The 18863-nt window shown below is 47.3% G+C and carries 14 protein-coding genes, 1 tRNA gene and 1 pseudogene; 5 read left to right on the forward strand and 11 right to left on the reverse strand.

Going from position 1 to position 18863, the window contains the following annotated elements:
* Nucleotides 1-68 precede the first annotated feature (68 nt).
* Both pepI and KZE55_RS07970 read right to left on the reverse strand, forming a co-directional pair.
* Entirely contained in the window at nucleotides 69-959 is an 891-nt protein-coding gene (gene pepI, locus KZE55_RS07965) for a proline iminopeptidase (RefSeq protein WP_222258051.1), read from the reverse strand.
* Nucleotides 960-977: 18 nt separating this feature from the next.
* A pseudogene (locus KZE55_RS07970) lies at nucleotides 978-2451 on the reverse strand (peptide MFS transporter).
* A gap of 301 nt (nucleotides 2452-2752) precedes the next feature.
* Here KZE55_RS07970 and KZE55_RS07975 point away from each other — a divergent pair.
* Nucleotides 2753-4069, forward strand: coding sequence for an ISL3 family transposase (locus tag KZE55_RS07975; RefSeq protein ID WP_222258052.1), 1317 nt, complete (start codon nucleotides 2753-2755; stop codon nucleotides 4067-4069).
* A 94-nt stretch (nucleotides 4070-4163) separates the two neighbouring features.
* Nucleotides 4164-5492 (forward strand): ISL3 family transposase, encoded by a 1329-nt coding sequence (locus tag KZE55_RS07980; protein ID WP_222258013.1) that lies wholly within the window; start codon nucleotides 4164-4166, stop codon nucleotides 5490-5492.
* Nucleotides 5493-5707: 215 nt separating this feature from the next.
* Here KZE55_RS07980 and KZE55_RS07985 read toward each other — a convergent pair whose 3' ends face one another.
* From KZE55_RS07985 to KZE55_RS08005, 7 genes are all read right to left on the reverse strand, one after another.
* Nucleotides 5708-6895 (reverse strand): CPBP family intramembrane glutamic endopeptidase, encoded by a 1188-nt coding sequence (locus KZE55_RS07985; protein ID WP_222258053.1) that lies wholly within the window; start codon nucleotides 6893-6895, stop codon nucleotides 5708-5710.
* A gap of 157 nt (nucleotides 6896-7052) precedes the next feature.
* Nucleotides 7053-8894 (reverse strand): ribonuclease J1, encoded by a 1842-nt coding sequence (gene rnjA, locus KZE55_RS07990; protein WP_222258054.1) that lies wholly within the window; start codon nucleotides 8892-8894, stop codon nucleotides 7053-7055.
* Between the two features lie 244 nt (nucleotides 8895-9138).
* A complete protein-coding gene (locus KZE55_RS10325; RefSeq protein WP_261313231.1) occupies nucleotides 9139-10398 on the reverse strand; it encodes a C40 family peptidase in 1260 nt (419 codons plus the stop codon).
* Nucleotides 10313-11440: a hypothetical protein gene (locus KZE55_RS10330; RefSeq protein ID WP_261313232.1), complete on the reverse strand. Its 1128-nt coding sequence runs from the start codon at nucleotides 11438-11440 to the stop codon at nucleotides 10313-10315. Before KZE55_RS10330 ends, KZE55_RS10325 begins: the two co-directional genes overlap by 86 nt.
* Nucleotides 11415-11501, reverse strand: a complete 87-nt coding sequence (locus tag KZE55_RS10335) for a KxYKxGKxW signal peptide domain-containing protein (RefSeq protein ID WP_261313320.1) — start codon at nucleotides 11499-11501, stop codon at nucleotides 11415-11417. The genes KZE55_RS10330 and KZE55_RS10335 overlap by 26 nt, the downstream gene beginning before the upstream one ends.
* A 264-nt stretch (nucleotides 11502-11765) precedes the next feature.
* Entirely contained in the window at nucleotides 11766-12104 is a 339-nt protein-coding gene (locus KZE55_RS08000) for a DUF3368 domain-containing protein (protein WP_261313233.1), read from the reverse strand.
* A 63-nt stretch (nucleotides 12105-12167) separates the two neighbouring features.
* A complete protein-coding gene (locus KZE55_RS08005; protein ID WP_047768318.1) occupies nucleotides 12168-12593 on the reverse strand; it encodes a MerR family transcriptional regulator in 426 nt (141 codons plus the stop codon).
* Between the two features lie 224 nt (nucleotides 12594-12817).
* On the opposite strand from KZE55_RS08005, the gene KZE55_RS08010 reads away from it, so the two are divergent.
* Together KZE55_RS08010 and KZE55_RS08015 are read left to right on the forward strand one after the other, a co-directional pair.
* Nucleotides 12818-14257, forward strand: a complete 1440-nt coding sequence (locus KZE55_RS08010; protein WP_222259983.1) for an MDR family MFS transporter — start codon at nucleotides 12818-12820, stop codon at nucleotides 14255-14257.
* A 1-nt stretch (nucleotide 14258) separates the two neighbouring features.
* The gene (locus KZE55_RS08015) at nucleotides 14259-14978 is read left to right on the forward strand and encodes a DUF4811 domain-containing protein (RefSeq protein WP_222258055.1); all 720 of its coding nucleotides are present in this window, start codon (nucleotides 14259-14261) and stop codon (nucleotides 14976-14978) included.
* 63 nt (nucleotides 14979-15041) lie between these two features.
* Here the strand turns inward: KZE55_RS08015 and KZE55_RS08020 are convergent, their stop codons facing one another.
* Both KZE55_RS08020 and KZE55_RS08025 read right to left on the reverse strand, forming a co-directional pair.
* Nucleotides 15042-15908 (reverse strand): RluA family pseudouridine synthase, encoded by an 867-nt coding sequence (locus KZE55_RS08020; protein WP_222258056.1) that lies wholly within the window; start codon nucleotides 15906-15908, stop codon nucleotides 15042-15044.
* 64 nt (nucleotides 15909-15972) lie between these two features.
* Nucleotides 15973-16047 (reverse strand) — tRNA-Asp (locus tag KZE55_RS08025).
* Nucleotides 16048-16232: 185 nt separating this feature from the next.
* Here KZE55_RS08025 and mprF point away from each other — a divergent pair.
* Nucleotides 16233-18818 (forward strand): bifunctional lysylphosphatidylglycerol flippase/synthetase MprF, encoded by a 2586-nt coding sequence (mprF, locus tag KZE55_RS08030; RefSeq protein WP_222258057.1) that lies wholly within the window; start codon nucleotides 16233-16235, stop codon nucleotides 18816-18818.
* Nucleotides 18819-18863: the final 45 nt, after the last annotated feature.

Consider the following 18863-nt stretch of genomic DNA (forward strand, 5'->3'; position numbering starts at 1 on the left):
ACTTATTAATAAAAAGCTTATGGCAAAAATTAATTCTACCATAAGCTTTTCTTTTTTGCTAAAGATTGTTAATCGTTTGCGTTCAACCACTTGATTATGACCCGCTCGTAATCGTCGTGACGCTCCACAAACGACATGTGCCGACAGTATTCGAAGAGCTGCCACTGAGAGTGCGGGATGCGGTCGGCCATCGTTTTGGCAATGTAGGGTGTGCAGAGGTCATCGGTCCCACTAGTAATCAGCATCGGGGTCGTAAGTTCCTTAAGTTGGTCAAGGTAGTCATAGTCCTTGAGATTCCCCTCCGGATTATATTCGTTGGGTCCCCATCCAGTCAGGTAGGCAACAGTTCCCGCCCTTTTCTTACGCCGTAACGGTTCTGGATTGTCCGCCGCTGGGGCTGCACTGCAGTGCTGTTCCATGAACTTGGCATTAGCGCGCTGGTAATCCGGAGCAGAGTAGTCGCCGCTCGCCTCCGCCCTGGCAATTGCCGCCTGGTCAGCCGGCGCCATCAGTTTAATCAGGCGGTGCAACTCCTTGCCCCACATCCAAGAGGCCGGGAGAGTACTGGCTAAAATTCCCGATTTGACACCTTTGGGAGCGTGGTCACAAAGGTAGATAATTTCTAGCATCCCACCCCACGACTGGCCTAGCAAGTGGACTTGATCAAGACTAAGATAGTCGCGCAGGGCGATGAGTTCCTTTACCCAGGTTTCTTGATTATAGACTTGGTCGGCCTGGTCATCAGGCATCGAAGATTTCCCACAGCCAATCTGGTCATACATGACCAACTGACGGTGGTCCTTTTTTGCAAGGTCGTCTAGGACCTCAAAGTAGTTATGGGTTGAACCCGGCCCACCATGAAGGAGAAGGAGGGGCGCTTTAGTGCTCTTCTCCCCCACAATCCGGTAGTAAGTCTGGTATTTGCCAAAGGGCATGTATCCTTCTTGAACTCTAACCATTATTTTTCCTCCTCAGGCCTAGACATTGACTAAACGGGATAACAGCCCCCGCATTGAGAACAGAACCGGCGCCCCAACAACGGCAAAGGCACCGACGATTCCAAAATACATTCCAGCGTTTGGGACACTATAAAGCTTAACCAGCTGGGCATTAAAGGACTGGGCGGCAGCATCCCCCAAGAACCAGATACTCATCATCTGCGCAGCAAAGGCTTTTGGAGCCAGTTTGTTGGTTAAAGACAGGCCGGATGGTGACAAGAAGGCTTCCCCAACTTCAATAATGGCTAGACTCAAAATTAGCCACCAGCCAGAGAACTTAGCCCCTGCCACGTGGGTGTTGATTGGAATCAGGAGAACCAGGAACGAACAAGCCGAAGCTAACAGGCCAACCGTAAACTTAGTCGTCGATGATGGCTGGTGCTTACCCAATTTTGTCCAGGCAGCAGCTACTACTGGTGAATAAATCAAGACGAACAGTGCGTTGAAGCCGGTAAACTGGCTTGGCTTGATATGGAAGCCAAACAAACGCAGGTCAGTCATCTGTTGGGCCACCAACGGAAAAATCGTCATTGTCTGCTCATAAATTGACCAGAACAACACGCTAGCAATGAAGATCACGATGTATGCCAAGACATTGTGGCGGTCCTTACTGGTAATCTTCGGGCTGCGTAAGATATTGAAAAAATACGCGGCCGGGAGTAGAATCCCGAGAATCGTGATGATAAAGATGATGTTGTTGATGTTAAGCAGGTGAGTTAACTGCATACCTACCAGGACGATAACAACCAGGGCAATGACCCAGGAAACCTGCTTAATAACCTTTGTCTTCTCTTCCGGCTTGATGGGGTCACTAGGCTCTAGGCCATCCTTAGCCAGGTACTTTCTCTTCCCCATGCTGTATTGGATCAAGCCAAAAATCATCCCAATTGTCGAGAGGGCAAAGCCGGCATGGTAACTGTATGTTTGGCCGACCCAACCAACAATGAATGGCGCCAAAAGAGAACCGAGGTTGATTCCCATGTAGTAAATATTAAAACCGGCATCCCGCCGGGTATCATCCTTACTATATAGTCCCCCAATCATGTCAGAGATATTGGACTTCAGAAAACCGGTTCCTAAAACAATGATGACAATAGAAACGTAAAGACCCACAAAACGGAGTGGGAGTACTAGAATAAAGTTTCCCCAAGGCAATCAGCACCCCGCCCCAAAAGACGGTTTGCTGGGCTCCCAGCAAGCGATCACTGACAAAGCCACCAATCACACTTGACATATAAATCAGGGCCCCATAAATGGCAACAATTGAGGTGGCAATCGGGGTATCCATCCCCAGACCACCCTTTTGGAAACTATCAATCAGGTAGAACAATAGGATGGCGTGCATACTATAGTAACTAAATCTTTCCCACATTTCAGTGAAAAACAGGGTCGATAGTCCATGTGGATGGCCAAAGAAGGCTGTATCCTCCGTCTTCGTCCCTCTTCTAATCATACTTGTGCATTCCTTTCAATAACATCCAATAACATTAAAGAGCTAGTCAATAATGTTAAAAATGTAAGTTATATAATAATTATAGTCTTTCTTTATGCATAAAGCAGTTGTATCTTAGGCCAAATGTTTCTTTAGAAAACGTTTCCAATATTTTGTTCAAAAAAGCGAAGCTGGGAAAAATAAGGGTTCTACAATTTTAAGTACTGATGGATTTAACATCAGTGCTTATTTTGGTTTAAATTTAAAATAAAAAACGAAAGATGGCTGACCCCCGTCTTCGTTTAAGAAAGGACCATCTTTCATGGATAATTCTATCAGAACTGCTCTCGGAATTAAAGACACTCATCTTGAACTTGATACCAATACTAAAGAAGACTCGATTGCCGATCACGGCGATTATATTGTGGTCCATCTTGTTCAATCCTACCCCATGCATTGTCCTCATTGTGGCCGGCTAATGTACAAGAATGGCATTAAAATCGTTAACTATCATGGGGCAGACCTTCATTACAAGCCGACTGTTTGGTCGATTAAAAAGCAGAAGTATATTTGCCCAGCTTCTCCTCAATGTCCACAAACAGTGACGAAATTAGCTCCGGTCGAGGATGTCCAATATCGTCACCATATCGCCACGAGTATTAAGCAACGCATTATGATGCAACTGGTTAAGAATGAATCCCAAACTGATATCGCCGATGATTTTTCTGTTTCGGGCTGGACCGTCAGGCGCGTAATTAATCACCTTGATCATGTCTTTAAGCCTAACTACCATTGGCTTCCCCGTCATATTGCCTTCGATGACTTTCATTCTGGTCGCTTTGCGCCCAGCGGAATGAGCATGATTCTCGTAAACATTGAGAACCATCGAACGCTCGATATCATTCTTTCACGCCGGAGTAGCTTTCTTCGCAATTACTTCCTGCGTTATAGTCACCGCGCTCGTTTAGCGGTTCAAACTGTTACGGTCGATCTCTATACTCCTTACCGCCGCTTGATTCAAGAGCTATTTCCGCATGCTTTAATTATCGCGGACCACTTCCATGTCGTAGCTCAAGCTTACCGTGCCCTGAACCAAACTAGGATTAAAGTAATGAACCGTGCCGGAAAAAGTTCCCGGCAATGGCGAGCTCTCAAACATTTTTGGAAACTGCTCTTAACCCCTAGTGCACTCCTCAAGTATGATAACTTTTGGCGCCGCCGCAATTTTGGTTACGCCCAGCTAACTGATATTGAGGTTATTCATCGTTTATTAGCTTTCGACGACGAGCTTAAGCAGGCCTATCAATATTACCAAGACCTGATTTTAGCAGTTAATCATCGGAGTAAGTCAGCTCTCAACCAACTATTAGCTATCAAATGGACCGCGCTTCCCCAAGCGTTTCAGAAGGTCCAACGCACTCTGCGAACCCATCGTCAAGAAATCATCGCCAGCTTCAAATATGATCATTACACGAATGGTCCCGTTGAGGGTACAAACAATAAGATTAAAGTTATCAAACGGACTGCCTATGGCTTTCGTAACTTCTTCCACTTCCGCGTTCGTATCCTGATTTCCCTGCCGAATTCTTATATCGCCATTAATTGGCATAATAAAAGGTTCTACAATTTTAAGTACTGATGGATTTAACATCAGTGCTTATTTTGGTTTAAATTTAAAATAAAAAACGAAAGATGGCTGACCCCCGTCTTCGTTTAAGAAAGGACCATCTTTCATGGATAATTCTATCAGAACTGCTCTCGGAATTAAAGACACTCATCTTGAACTTGATACCAATACTAAAGAAGACTCGATTGCCGATCACGGCGATTATATTGTGGTCCATCTTGTTCAATCCTACCCCATGCATTGTCCTCATTGTGGCCGGCTAATGTACAAGAATGGCATTAAAATCGTTAACTATCATGGGGCAGACCTTCATTACAAGCCGACTGTTTGGTCGATTAAAAAGCAGAAGTATATTTGCCCAGCTTCTCCTCAATGTCCACAAACAGTGACGAAATTAGCTCCGGTCGAGGATGTCCAATATCGTCACCATATCGCCACGAGTATTAAGCAACGCATTATGATGCAACTGGTTAAGAATGAATCCCAAACTGATATCGCCGATGATTTTTCTGTTTCGGGCTGGACCGTCAGGCGCGTAATTAATCACCTTGATCATGTCTTTAAGCCTAACTACCATTGGCTTCCCCGTCATATTGCCTTCGATGACTTTCATTCTGGTCGCTTTGCGCCCAGCGGAATGAGCATGATTCTCGTAAACATTGAGAACCATCGAACGCTCGATATCATTCTTTCACGCCGGAGTAGCTTTCTTCGCAATTACTTCCTGCGTTATAGTCACCGCGCTCGTTTAGCGGTTCAAACTGTTACGGTCGATCTCTATACTCCTTACCGCCGCTTGATTCAAGAGCTATTTCCGCATGCTTTAATTATCGCGGACCACTTCCATGTCGTAGCTCAAGCTTACCGTGCCCTGAACCAAACTAGGATTAAAGTAATGAACCGTGCCGGAAAAAGTTCCCGGCAATGGCGAGCTCTCAAACATTTTTGGAAACTGCTCTTAACCCCTAGTGCACTCCTCAAGTATGATAACTTTTGGCGCCGCCGCAATTTTGGTTACGCCCAGCTAACTGATATTGAGGTTATTCATCGTTTATTAGCTTTCGACGACGAGCTTAAGCAGGCCTATCAATATTACCAAGACCTGATTTTAGCAGTTAATCATCGGAGTAAGTCAGCTCTCAACCAACTATTAGCTATCAAATGGACCGCGCTTCCCCAAGCGTTTCAGAAGGTCCAACGCACTCTGCGAACCCATCGTCAAGAAATCATCGCCAGCTTCAAATATGATCATTACACGAATGGTCCCGTTGAGGGTACAAACAATAAGATTAAAGTTATCAAACGGACTGCCTATGGCTTTCGTAACTTCTTCCACTTCCGCGTTCGTATCCTGATTTCCCTGCCGAATTCTTATATCGCCATTAATTGGCATAATAAAACAGCTCATGTCCAGGGTCAGGCAAGAGCTGCTTAGAAATTATTCAATTTATCTTATCAGTACTTCTTGACGAAGAGCCTAATAAAACAGCTCATGTCCAGGGTCAGGCAAGAGCTGCTTAGAAATTATTCAATTTATCTTATCAGTACTTCTTGACGAAGAGCCAAAATAAGAGCGCGCCATTGATCGTAATCAATGGACTTGCTCCGCGGCACTTGATACTAGGAGCATGCTTTCTCAGCTTCGTTTAATTAATAGTGAATTTGAAAATCGAAATGCTGTTCATCACCGGTTAAACGGGCAACATGCCGGTTCATCACGTGACGCCGCTGGCCGTACATCATCCAAACCGCAATTAGGACAAAAAAGGCAACCTCAACCAGGGTGGTAACCCAATCATCAAGGGTCAGCTTTCCCGATATGGTGGTGGATTCAGATGCAACAAAACTCGTCCAGTCTAGTAAGCCGTGCATCAACATTGTCAACCAGAGCTGCCCAGTATAAACATACACCACCGCAAAAAAGAGACCAATTCCGGCTGCGCCAATCACCTGAAACAGAGTGTTTCCCCAGTTTTGCGCGAAAACGTTCACCAGATGGGCAAGTCCAAACAAAATACTGCTTGTGGCCAGGACCAGGGGCAAACGCTTTTGCCAGTGACGCCATGCATAAAAAAGTACCCCCAAGATGGCAAAGCGGAACAGAGTTTCTTCCGCCACGCCAGCCTCAACAGCGGTCAGAAAATACCGCCAGTCGGACTTAGTGATGTCAATATTTCCACCAACGTTTAGGTAGGTAAAGGCCAGGTCGATTAATACCAACCCACCAATAATCCACCAGTTAAAGTCTCCTGACCACTGCGGCTTTAGGCCCGGCCAAGATAGTTTCCAGGCTCGCATTACCGTCGTAATCAACACGAAGTAGGCAACCGCTCCGACGGCTCCACTGGCAAGCAGTAGATACAAGAAATGGTTGTCGATTAGGGCATCTGGAAAGGCTGCCAAGGCGATAAAAACTACCTGAAAAGTTGAAATTGCAAAGATAAAGCGCTCAATGCTCGTCTTCAACTGCCCACCAATCACACTGGCGAACGGGGCAAACATTACTAAATAGTATAAGATCATTAGGGAAACAACTCCCCGTGAAGGTAGTCGCAGGAGGGTAATAATTTCCCGGGTAATAACGTCCCATGCAACGACCTGAATAAGGGGCTGGGTCAAACCCTGGAGCCAACTATTCAGGCGTTTAACAACTTCCGGCAAGTTAGGCAATAATTCCACTGCCAGGCCGATTGCCAAAATAATCACGGTCGGCAAGAGGTGTGCTACCACTATGTGACGGCCAAGTTCAAAATTCCGGACCATCATCATCGCTAGAATCAGTAATGTCGCCCCAATTTGAACCCGATACCAGATTCGTAAATAATCTCTTCCGGTCATTTGGTTTCTTCCTCTCTAAATAACTAAAATAATTGCTAATATTGATAATACCAGAGTTTTCAAGTAGTTTTAAGTGGTCAATTACAAAAGTATTAAAATAGCTCCTGACAGCCGATAACGATACCGACTATCAGGAGCTTTTGTAACACCGAACCGCCTAAGCTTTTACAGTTTCCTTTTTATGGTGGTCCTGCTTGTTATGTTGCTTTCCCTTTTCACTATGTTGTTGGGAGCGTTTTTCCTTGTTTTGCTTATTGTTATTACGATGGTTAGGGTGACGGTAGTGGCGGTTTTCTGCCCGATTGTCACCGTTAAGAATCGTAATCATCGGAATAATTACTGGTCGCCGTCCGGTCCTTTCAAAGAGTAACTTCTGTAGCCGACTAACGATTATCCGGTTGAGGGCCCGTTGGTCAACATGCTTATGGTTCTTAAAGGTGTTAAGGATAGCCCAGAAGACTTCATGATTAGCAGCCTTAATCAATTCTTGAGATTCATGCATGTAAACGAAGCCTCGGGAAACAATGTCCGGACCAGCAACAATCTGGTAGTCCTTTAAGTCAACAACCGCAATTGCCGTGACCACCCCTTCTTCCGAAAGTAGGCGCCGTTCACGGATTTCTGGGTTACCAACTGTATCACCCGCGTCACGACCATCGATGTATACATCGCTGACACTGTCAATGTGGTCAGCCAATCGGCAACTATCCTTTGTCAAGGCCAAGACGTCACCATTTGCCAAGATGAAGGTATTCTTCTTCGGCACTCCGGTCATTTCTGCCAGCTTAGTGTGAATTTTCTGCATCCGGTATTCGCCATGAACTGGAGCGAAAAACTTTGGCTTCATCAACCGCAGCATAAATTCTTCATCAATTTGGCCACCGTGACCAGAGGTGTGGATGTTGTTAACGTAACCGTGGATAACATTAGCACCGTCTTCTTCCAATTTATTGATCAGGGAATTAACACTAGTGGTGTTCCCCGGAATTGGGTTACTGGAAAAGACAACCGTGTCCCCCTGTTGGATACTGATTTGTCGGTGGGTACCCTTAGCAATTCGGCTCAGTGCCGCCATTGGTTCACCCTGGGATCCAGTACACATAATCAGAACCTTCTCCGGTGGGTAGTTGTTAATCTCATTTTGATCAATCAGGGAGTCCTCAGGAATATTGAGGTAACCAAGCTCCTGGCCCGCCGCGATTGCATTTTCCATGCTCCGTCCAAAGACGGCAATCTTTCGACCCTGAGCAATGGCTGCATCCGATGCTTCCCGCAGCCGGTAAACATTTGAAGCAAACGAGGCAAAGATAATCCGCCCCTTGATTCGTTCGAAGATCCGTCGGATGTGGATATCAACCCACCTTTCCGACTTAGTAAACTGGGGACGTTCGGCATTCGTACTATCAGATGTCAGCAAAAGGACGCCTTCGTCACCGAGCTTAGCCATCTGCTGAAGGTTAGGACCCGGTAAGTGGCCAACCGGAGTTAAGTCAAATTTAAAGTCCCCGGTTTGAATGATCGTTCCCTGGGGAGTGTGAACCGCAACCCCGAGGGTATCCGGAATTGAGTGGGTCGTCCGGAAGAAGCTGACCCAGAGTTTCTTGAAGTGAGCTTCATCGAATTCGTTAATCTCGTGAAGTTCCGCATTTCGTAAGAGGTGCTTTTCGTCCAACTTCCCCTTAATCAATGACATTGCAAACGGGCCAGCGTAGATCGGCACGTTTACCTTTTGCAAGAAGAACGGTAATCCCCCAATGTGGTCTTCGTGACCGTGGGTGATGAAGATTCCTTTAATCTTATCCTTGTTTTCAATCAGGTAGTCGTAATTTTGGATAACGTAGTCGACCCCTAACAGCTCGTCTTCTGGGAAAAGGACCCCACAGTCAATGATGACAATCTCGTCTTGGAACTGAACACAGTACATGTTCTTACCAATTTCGCCAAGGCCCCCCATGGCGTAAAAGGCAACTTCATTATTCTTAATTTTTAATTTTGCCATAATACCTTCCTTTACTAGATTTACTTAAATTGACAAAACAACCGTCATAACGGAAAAGTAAGTAAGCTAAAAGAGCCGCTTTGTTAATACAAGGTCGGCAATAAATATTCAGCTGTTTACTATCATTTAAAATCCGTACATAAAACTATTGTTATTTTACCACATCTAGTTACCAGAAGGTAGTAATTCGAAAAAGACGTTGGCCGTTCATAATGAGCAGCTAACGCCTTAGGTAATTATTCAATTATGCAAAGGCCCGCCGAATACCAGCGATAATATTTCTTTGACCGTTGACAATTGGCTGAACCATAACACATGGTGGCCAACTCTCAATAACCGTATTCGGTTCAATCAAGATGGCGACGTGCCAAATTGTCCGGGTGCCTGGAGCGTAGTAGAATACCAAGTCCCCGCGTTGCCGGTTATTCCAGCCAACGTTCATAAAGTGGGGGTCGGCGAAGAGCTGTTGTGAGTTCCACTCGTTACCAGGGTACCCATGGTGGGTAGAACTTGCCGAAGTTGGGTTAATACCACCCGCGTAAAGCGCCTGCATAACTAGGCCAGAACAGTCAACCCCGTAAGCCGGCATCGATGAACAACCAGCCCACCATGGCTTGCCCATGTACTTGTAGGCAGCATCTATCATGGCATCAATCCGTTGTTGCCGAGTTGCTGCAGGATTGGTAAGGGTTGGCGAAATATAACTATCAATCCCGTACCATAAGTCGGCAGAATAGCCAAGAGCCTTCCAGGTGTTCAGGTCAACCCAACCGGTAGCTGGCAGGCCGTGACTACGTTGGAAGTTAGCAATGGCATAACCGTCACCATAAGTGTACTGGTTGTGAATGTTAGCGTCACCGAGCTTGCTCTTGATCAGGTAAGTCTTAACCCCTTCGTAGCCGGGGCCGATGTTGTGACCAACTTCGGCCGGGTTAGCTTGAATCTGGGTGTAGTTAATCTGATACATCCAGCCCGGGTTTTGGTAAACATTTAAAAGGCGGTTGCCAATGTAGTTTTGGCTGTCTGCAACATAGCCTTCACCATCGGCCCGGTTACTGTACCGGCTGATGATTTGGAAGGCGTCGTGAACGTCTGCCGGGTTAATGGTAAAGTTCGTGCTGAAGCGGGCCTGGTTAGACCCTAAGATGTTCCCGTATGCTTTTTGAATGTCCGGACTAGTAACATTGGTAACTTCTTTTCTGGTGATTTCACTCCCCTTCGTCCAGTCGTAAAGGAGGATGAAGTGGTGCTTATAAGCGTTGGCGTAATCATCCGCGTGCCAACCAGAAACGTTAATCGTCGTGCCGTTTTGGCTGAAGTTATCCAACCAAGCTTGGTTACCGTTCAGGTTGATCTGGTTACCGAACCAAATGTCACTACGGTCACCTTCACCATTGTTCTTGTCATTACTGTAACGGCTAATAACAACAAAACGGTGACCGACCATTGCCGGTGTAACGTTGAAGGTTACACCGGCAATGGTCAGCATTACTGATGTTGCCATAACCGTTTACAGCAACATCGTTACTTGCTGTAACGTTGACCTTCTGCCGGCCAACTTCCCGGTTAGCAGTTTGGTCAAAGAGAATCAGGAAGTGGTTAGTGTCGAGGGTCGACCGTCCGTCTGCATGCCAGCCAGAAACAACAACCCGGTTGTTAGTACCGTCAACATAGAAGTTATCAAGGTAGCCGGCCTTATTGTTATTCAGCCGGACAACGTTGTTAAGCCAGTAATCGGAATAGCGGCCGGCAGTATTAACATTTTGCGGGTCACTGTAACGACTAATCAAAACTAGGTCGTCATTGTTGAGCATGCTTGGGTTGATTGCAAAGCTGGCCGTAAAGCGGGCCTTGTTGGCGTTAGCAATCCGTGGATAAACTTTAGCAACGTCGTCACTGGCAACGTTCTTAACGACTTGACGGGCAATTTCCCGATTCTTAGTGCGGTCGAACAGGATTAGGTAGTGGGTACCTTCCTTGGCACTGGCGTCGTCTGCGTGCCAGCCAGCAACCGTAATTTGGTTACCCGTGGCTTTAAACTGATCAAGCCAGCCGGCCTTTGTCTGAATTTTTGGGAACCAGAAGTCAGCACCGCCATTGGGCTCACCATTCTTATCATTGGTGTAACGAGAAACCAGTTGCAGAGTGTTCGTGTTGAACAGTCGGCTTTCTGGAACCTTAACTGAAAAGCCACCTTTCCCGGAGATTGGGGCGTTAGGGTAAACCCTTTGGACGTCCGGACGGTCCTGTTCGTTAACCGTTGTCCGGTATAACTCGTGGTTATTACCGTCTAAGACGATTACAAAGTGGTTCATTCCCTGCTGGTACTGGTTAGTGGCGTGCCAACCAGTGAAGACAACGTTGTTTTGACCATCACTAGCCGCACCATCAAGGCAACCATTATTTACCGGTGTTCGATAGTCAACGTTACTTTGTTGGTTATTAGTGGCGTTGGTCGTAGTGGTGTTCGTTGCCGTAGCTGCTGCCTGGTCGGTTTGAACAGTAGCTGTTGTCTGTGGTTCAGCAACCAGTGGCGAGGACAGCAATTGCCATCGTGCACCAGTTTTTACCGGCTTTGAACAATTTGAAATGTTTTTTCTCTTCCATATATTTACTCCCCCGACATTGAGAATAATTAGGGATATGATCAGGACACGCCCTAGCTCATTTCCCATAACGGCTTTAGTTTACTCGCTTTTTGGTCATAAAAAAGTAGCGGGTGGAAAAAATTGCAGTTTTCCCACCCGCACTTTTTCAGTTTTCAAAGTAATCGCGGAAAAGGCAAAAGGCTGGTTGAGCATCAGAGCACGTTTCTGGTGTCATCCAGCCTACTTTTATCAAAAAGCCAAAATCGTTTGCCGACCCTTTAAGTCAGTCTTCCGTTGGTAACTGTTCTTCCTGGTCTTCCCAAGCGTCTGACCAAGCCACCACCGGTTCACCATCATCATCAAACTTGGTGTCCGTCAGCTTATTCAAGATTGCTTCATAGTAGGGCTTACACAGGCGTAGGCTTTCGTTGACCAGTTCACCATGGCCCATAAAACTGTTTTGGTTGAGAATTTCGTTGATTGAACTCATTACTTCATTAGAAACCTTTGAACTCAAGATTTCCAGGCTGCCGGCCTTGTACTGACTGACGTAAAACCCAATAAAAGATCGCAGTGCATTTTCCTTAGCGTCACCGCTAAGTTCACTATAAGTTTGACTCACGTTACTCGTTCCCTTCATATCATAGTACTTCATTTTTACCATAACACAAAAGTGGTCAAATGGTTAATGCGACGACCGGGGACCCACACTACGGAGGTGGAGGGTCGAACCATCCTGGTCAACTTTAGCGTAAACTTCCTTCGTCGGATCCTCAGCCAGTTTTCCCAAGACAACCTCGCCGCTTTCGTCTTCATCCTGATGGATATCAACAATCTGGTCAGCCATGAAGCGTTGAAAGATTCTGCCAAGTTTTTGTCGTTCCTGCTCCTTTTGTACCGCCATTGCCAGTGTATAGCCCTGGTCCAGAAAGTACTTTATTGTGTATACTCGGAAAATAGTAAATAGCTTGAAGCGGTGGTTCTTATTCTTCTCATCCTGGCTGGACTTAATATAGCCCTTTCGTTCCCAATAACGGATCTGGCTAGTCGACACCCCCGTGACCTGGGCTAATTCGGTCATGGTGATTTGCAGCTTGTCGTCACTTAGCATCCGCCGAAACTGATCCTTTAACACGTATCTCTCCCTGCCTTTCCATATTTTCAGCTATATTTTATAAATAACTAGTTATCTTTGTCAAATTATTTGACAAAGATGTTGAACTATCCTATTATTAGTTCTCGTTAACATTTTTTGAGAAAAGAGGTTCTTTGATAGTGAATGATAAGGTTCAAACAACCACTGATATCAATGGTCAACCATATAATCGTTCATTGATGGTCTTGGTCTTATTAATTGGGGCCTTTTGTACCATCCTTAACCAGACGATTTTATCAACGGCCTTTCCGGCATTAATGAAGGCCCTTGATATCAATACTTCTACCGTGCAGTGGTTGACAACTGGTTTCTTAATGGTCAACGGGATCATGATCCCAATTAGTGCCTACCTTAGTAGCCGGTTCAATACCAAGGGACTTTTTATTATTGCCATGACCGTCTTCGAGATTGGAACAATTCTCTCATGGTTAGCCCCTTCATTTGCGGCCCTCTTAACCGGCCGGCTAATTCAGGCCGTGGGGGTCGGCATCAACATGCCCCTGATGCAAAATATTATGCTGACGATTTACCCACCAGAAAAGCGGGGTGCCGCCATGGGAATCAACGGCCTGGTGATTGGCCTAGCCCCCGCAATTGGCCCGACCCTTTCCGGATGGGTAATTGATAACTACAGTTGGCGGTGGCTCTTCGGGATGATTGTGCCCATCGCCGCCCTCGTAATCATTGCTAGTTTTGTCCTGGTTAAAAACGTTATCCCTAACCGGCGGCCTAAGTTGGATTGGCTGTCCGTTATTATTTCGACCCTGGGCTTTGGAAGTATGCTCTACGGCTTCTCAAGTGTTGGTGACAAGGGATGGACTAACCCAGTTGTCCTGTCAACTATCGTGATTGGGGCCATCCTGGTTGTCTTCCTGGTTCTCCGCCAGAATAAGCTGGATGAACCCTTCCTGGAATTCAAGGTGTTCAAAAGCGGCGAATTTACCCTAGCAACCATCCTGAGCTCAATTGTAATGATGGCAATGGTGGGGGTGGAACTGGTAATCCCCCTTTACCTGCAAATCATCCACGGCATGTCAGCCCTTCACTCCGGACTGACCCTCTTGTTTGGGGCCCTGTTTATGGGAATCATGAGCCCAATTACTGGGAACCTCTTTGACCGGCACGGAGCCAAGCGGCTGGCCGTCACCGGGATGTTTATCCTGACCGTTGGCACCCTTCCGTTTGCTTTCATTACCCGGGGCACCCCGACGATCTACATCATCTTCCTGTACGCTGTCCGGATGTTCGGAATCTCCATGGTGATGATGCCTGTCACTACGGCTGGCATGAATTCACTGCCGTTTAACTTAATTTCACACGGGACCGCGGTTAACAACACCCTCCGTCAGGTCGCCACCTCGGTCGGGACCGCGATTATGATTTCGGTATTAACCAACGTAACCAAGAATAACCAGCCCGGGCACGCCCTATTAAAGGCCTCCCCACTCCAGTACAAGTCACAGATGTTTGACGCAACCTTAATGGGCTACCACGCTGCATTCTGGTTTGCAATCATCTTTTCAATCTTAGGGCTGATTTTAACCTTCTTCGTTACTAGCGGAAACGGTATCCACCTCCGGATTGATTCGGTAGATATGAAAGAAAGGGAGGAGAAATAACTTGATCATCATTATTATGTTCGCATCAGCGGTCGCGTTGTTTGCCTGCATCATGTTCATTAACCGGCGGCAAGTCCGCATCCCCCTTACAGTCCTAATGGGCATTATCTTTGTGGGTTCAACCGCCATGATGACCCTTAACTACAGCCACCATTTTGGGATGCACCAGGAAACGACCACTACCAAGAAGACCATTTATTCTGCATCCAATTCGGCACTTCCTCTGGCTCTCTACCAGCCAGTCGGCACAAGTGGCAAAGACGACGTCTACATTTACAACAGTAAGAAACGACAAAAGACGCCAGACCATACCCAGGCCAACGAGTATACCCACAGCAAAATCAGGTGGACGAAGCGGTTAACACCCCGCCTGGTTACGACGGAAACGCGGTGGCGCTACAATAACGGTTTCTTCCGAATCATGTACATGGGAACGGGGATGAACGGGACCCTCGTCAAGCGGACCAACGTCCTGGAGTACCCTAAGACCTATGTCAAAATTACCACTAAGCAGGCTAACCGCTTAAAGAAGCAGGCCGCTTCACCAGCAGCCAAGAAGGCCCAGGCCAGTATTGTTGAGCAGGGCCGGTCAGCCGTTGGGACAAAGGTTCAACAGGCACTCGCCAAGAATCCTAAGATGTCCGCAAGTCAAATTCAACGCGTTACTCTGCAGGCTGAACAAGAGTTCCAGTCACAAGCAGTTAAGGCAATGCTCAAATAGTAAAATAAAACGACTCCTCGTGTCCGGCGCTGAGACACGCCGCCCACGAGGAGTCGCTTTGTTTTATATCTCAAATTCATTCGGCAATGGTGAAGTAAATGTCAATTGCTTTTGGCTAAATGGGTCGGTAAACGCCAACTTGCTAGCGTGGAGAAGCTGCGTTTGGTACTTACTCGTGTTCCCACCATATAAGGAGTCACCAACCAGGGGATGGCCGATCGCCGCAAAGTGTACCCGGATCTGGTGCGTTCGTCCGGTGTGCAGACGGGCCCGGACCCGTGAAAGCCCAGCCGCACTCTTTTCGACCCAGTACTCGGTGACCGCCGCTTGACCATCCGCCGCGATTACCCGTCGGACCTGCCCTTCCCGCCGGGCAATCGGTTTATCAATGGTTCCGTGGTCCTTGTTAAAGGAGCCAGTGACGATTGCTGTGTATTCCTTAAGCATTCGGTGCTGTTGAACTTGCTGGCTGATCATGCTAGAGGCCACGTGGTGCTTCGCAACCAGCAGCAACCCGCCCGTATCACGGTCTAAGCGGGTAATCAGGTGGGGACGCTGGTCTGGCGACTGCTGGGCAATCAAGTACCCCGTTACCCGGTTTAGAACCGTGTCGTTATCAATGGTTGGTCCCGGAATTGACGTTACTCCGGCTGGCTTGTCAACCACTAGCCAATTGTCGTCCTCATAAACAACCTTGACCGGCGCATGGCTGACCTTGACTTGGGGATTGGCCATCTCGGGAGTCACCTTAATGGTCAATGGTTGGTGAGGAAGAATTTTCGTCGTTGGCCGGACAATGCGGTGGTCCACAAGGAATTCACCCTCCCCCTTCTTAATGTCGTTAAATAGGCGGTGCCCCATCCCTAGTGACTGTAAGAACTTCTTGATCTTTACTGGTTCCGTGCCATTGTAAACCCAACTTGCTTGCATTACTTTTCTCCTTTTTGTGCACAAAAAAAGTTGAGTGCAACGACTCAACTTTAATCAATATAAGCGGTCCGTACGAGACTCGAACTCGTGATCTCATCCGTGACAGGGATGCGTCCTAAACCAACTAGACCAACGGACCATTTGACAACAATTAAGAGTATACGAAACTTTTACGCCCCCGTCAACTATAATTCTGATTTTTCCCATAATTAATTTCCCAATAGCTTATAATAGTTATGTTAGTCTATTCATTTGCAAGAGAACTGTGTTAGTTAACCGCCGAAAGCGGTAATCCGAATTTTACGTCTAAAGGAGATTATTGATATGCAATCACTGGGCAACCACTTTATCACCTGGTGGGAAAAGTATTCACGTTACGTTAAACTGCTTTTCATCACTTCGGTCTTAATTTTTGTTATTCACGCCCTCGGTAGCTTTTTCAAAACAGTCGAATGGCACCAGGTTGGGGTTGGGCTAGCAAGTCTTTCTTGGGCCAGCATTATTTTTCTGTTAATCACGGGCTGCATTGCCGTCGCCCCAATGCTTGGTTATGACTTTGCTATCGTCCACTTTCTACCGGGGAAGTTTTCCCGTTCCTATATTATCCGCTGCGGCTGGATTACCAATACATTGACAAATATCGCCGGTTTTGGTGGAATCCTCGGTGCAACACTGCGGGCCTACTTTTACCGGAAGAGTGCTACAAAAAAAGATATCCTCCTAGCAACCTCTAAGATCGCCGTTTTCCTCCTGTCAGGCCTCTCAATTCTCTGCTGGATTGCCCTGATTGTGATGTTTGGCTTCCACGATGGTGGCCACTTTAACCAATACGCAATTTGGCTAGTTGGTGGTGGTCTGTACTTCCCGGTTGTCCTTTACTTTACCCTGGTGAATAACAACCGCCTCTTTAAAGAGGTCACCCCTAAACTTGAAGTGTTCATTGTCGGTAGCTCCACTCTAGAATGGCTCTTTGTCGCCCTCTTCTTTCTCTTTGTCGGCTGGTGTCTGGGAATCCGCAATAACTTAATCAACGTCTTGCCCCTCTATGCCGTTGCCCAGGTAATCGGGGTTCTTTCAATGATCCCAGGTGCGCTAGGCTCATTCGACGTCATGATGGTCTTTGAGCTTTCCCTCTTGGGGGTTCCAAAGACAACAATCGTTATCTGGATTCTCCTTTTCCGAATCTTCTACTACGTTGTCCCCCTCATCCTGGCTGGTCTACTCTTCATCCATAACCTTGCGCACCAGGTCAACGAATTTTTTGACGGCCTGCCACTAATGTTGCTCCGCAAAACCGCCTACTACTTGATTACTGCTTTCATGTACATCTCGGGCGTCTTAATGCTACTGACCGCTTCAATCCCGGACCTGACAGCAGAAAATAAGATTATCCAGCATCTGTACCCCTACACTTTTTTCTTTATTCACCAGATGTCCACCATCCTCTTTGCAATCGCCATGCTGGCCTGTGCTCGGGGTCTCCAGGCTAAAGTTAAGCGGGCATACTGGCCAACTTTGGCCCTCCTTTTAATTGGGATTGCTAATACCATTTGGAACCTCGGAACAATTAGTTTGACCATCTACTTAGTAATCGTCCTCCTTCTGGTTTTGATGTCCAAGCACGTCCTCTACCGGGAGAAGCTCCAGTATTCCCTTGGTAAGTTTGCCACTGACAGCCTGATTTTCGCCGGTAGCTGCATCCTCTACGTCATTGTGGGAGTCATCAATGCTCCCCAGTACGCTAGCAAGCACCGGGTACCCGCCTTTCTCTTCTTCCCTGGTGAACGGGTTTGGCTCTCCGGCCTCGTTGGTCTGGGCCTCGGTTTGGTCTTAATGCTTTTGGTCATCTGGTACTTCACGGCCAAGCGGGACCCCTTCAGTGCAGTCCAAAGCTTTAATGCCGACCGGGCCCGTCAGGTAATCAATACCTTCGGGGGAAACGAGACCAGCCACCTGGCCTTCCTGCGGGACAAGAACCTCTACTACTACCAAAAGAATGGGCAAGACCAGCTCTTCTTCATGTACCGGCGCAAGTATGACCGGCTCGTTGTGATGGGGGACCCCGTTGGTAACCAAGCGGTCCTCCGCGAGGCCATTCGCCAGTTTGTCCGGGAAGCGGATCGCTACGACTACGAGATCGTCTTCTACGAGGTTTCGAGCAAGCTTACCATGCTCCTCCACGAATTTGGCTTTGACTTTATTAAGACCGGTGAAAGCGGCCTCGTTACCCTGGCTGACTTTACCCTGGCCGGCAAAAAGCAGCGTTCACAGCGGGCCCTCATGCACAAGTTTGACCGGGAGGGTTACCAATTCTCGGTAATCACCCCGCCATTTAGCGACGACCAGCTGAAGGAACTGAAGGCCGTGTCCGACAGTTGGCTCGGTGAACAGGTCGAGAAGGGCTTCTCCCTTGGCTTCTTTGACCCCTACTACATCAATCAAGCCCCCGTCGGCACGGTGCGGGATAAGGACGGCAAACTGGTGGCCTTTGCGACCTTCATGCCGACCGGTGGAAAAGAGATTTTGACTATCGACCTGATGCGGCACAGCAAGGACGCCCCTTCCGGAATCATGGACAAAATTTTCATTAGCATGTACCAGTATGGTCAGGAAAACGGCTATACCTACTTTGACCTGGGGATGGCTCCCCTGTCGAACGTCGGTGAATACCAATTTAGTTTTCTGGAAGAAAAGATTGCCCACTTCATCTACGAGTATGGTTACCACCTCTACGGTTTCCAGGGTCTGCGACGCTATAAGGATAAATATGCATCACACTGGTCCTCGCGTTACATCGCTTACCGAAAGAAGAATTCGCTGGTTGCGAACATGCTGATCCTCGTCAGCGTTGTTAACCAACGGGTTGACCAGCAGCGGCGCCACCTCTTCATGTGGTGGGCTAATAATTAAATATTAATAAGGGCGATTGGATTGTAATCCCGTCGTCTTTAAGGT

The sequence above is a fragment of the Limosilactobacillus panis genome (genome assembly GCF_019797825.1).
Taxonomy (GTDB): Bacteria; Bacillota; Bacilli; order Lactobacillales; family Lactobacillaceae; genus Limosilactobacillus; species Limosilactobacillus panis_A.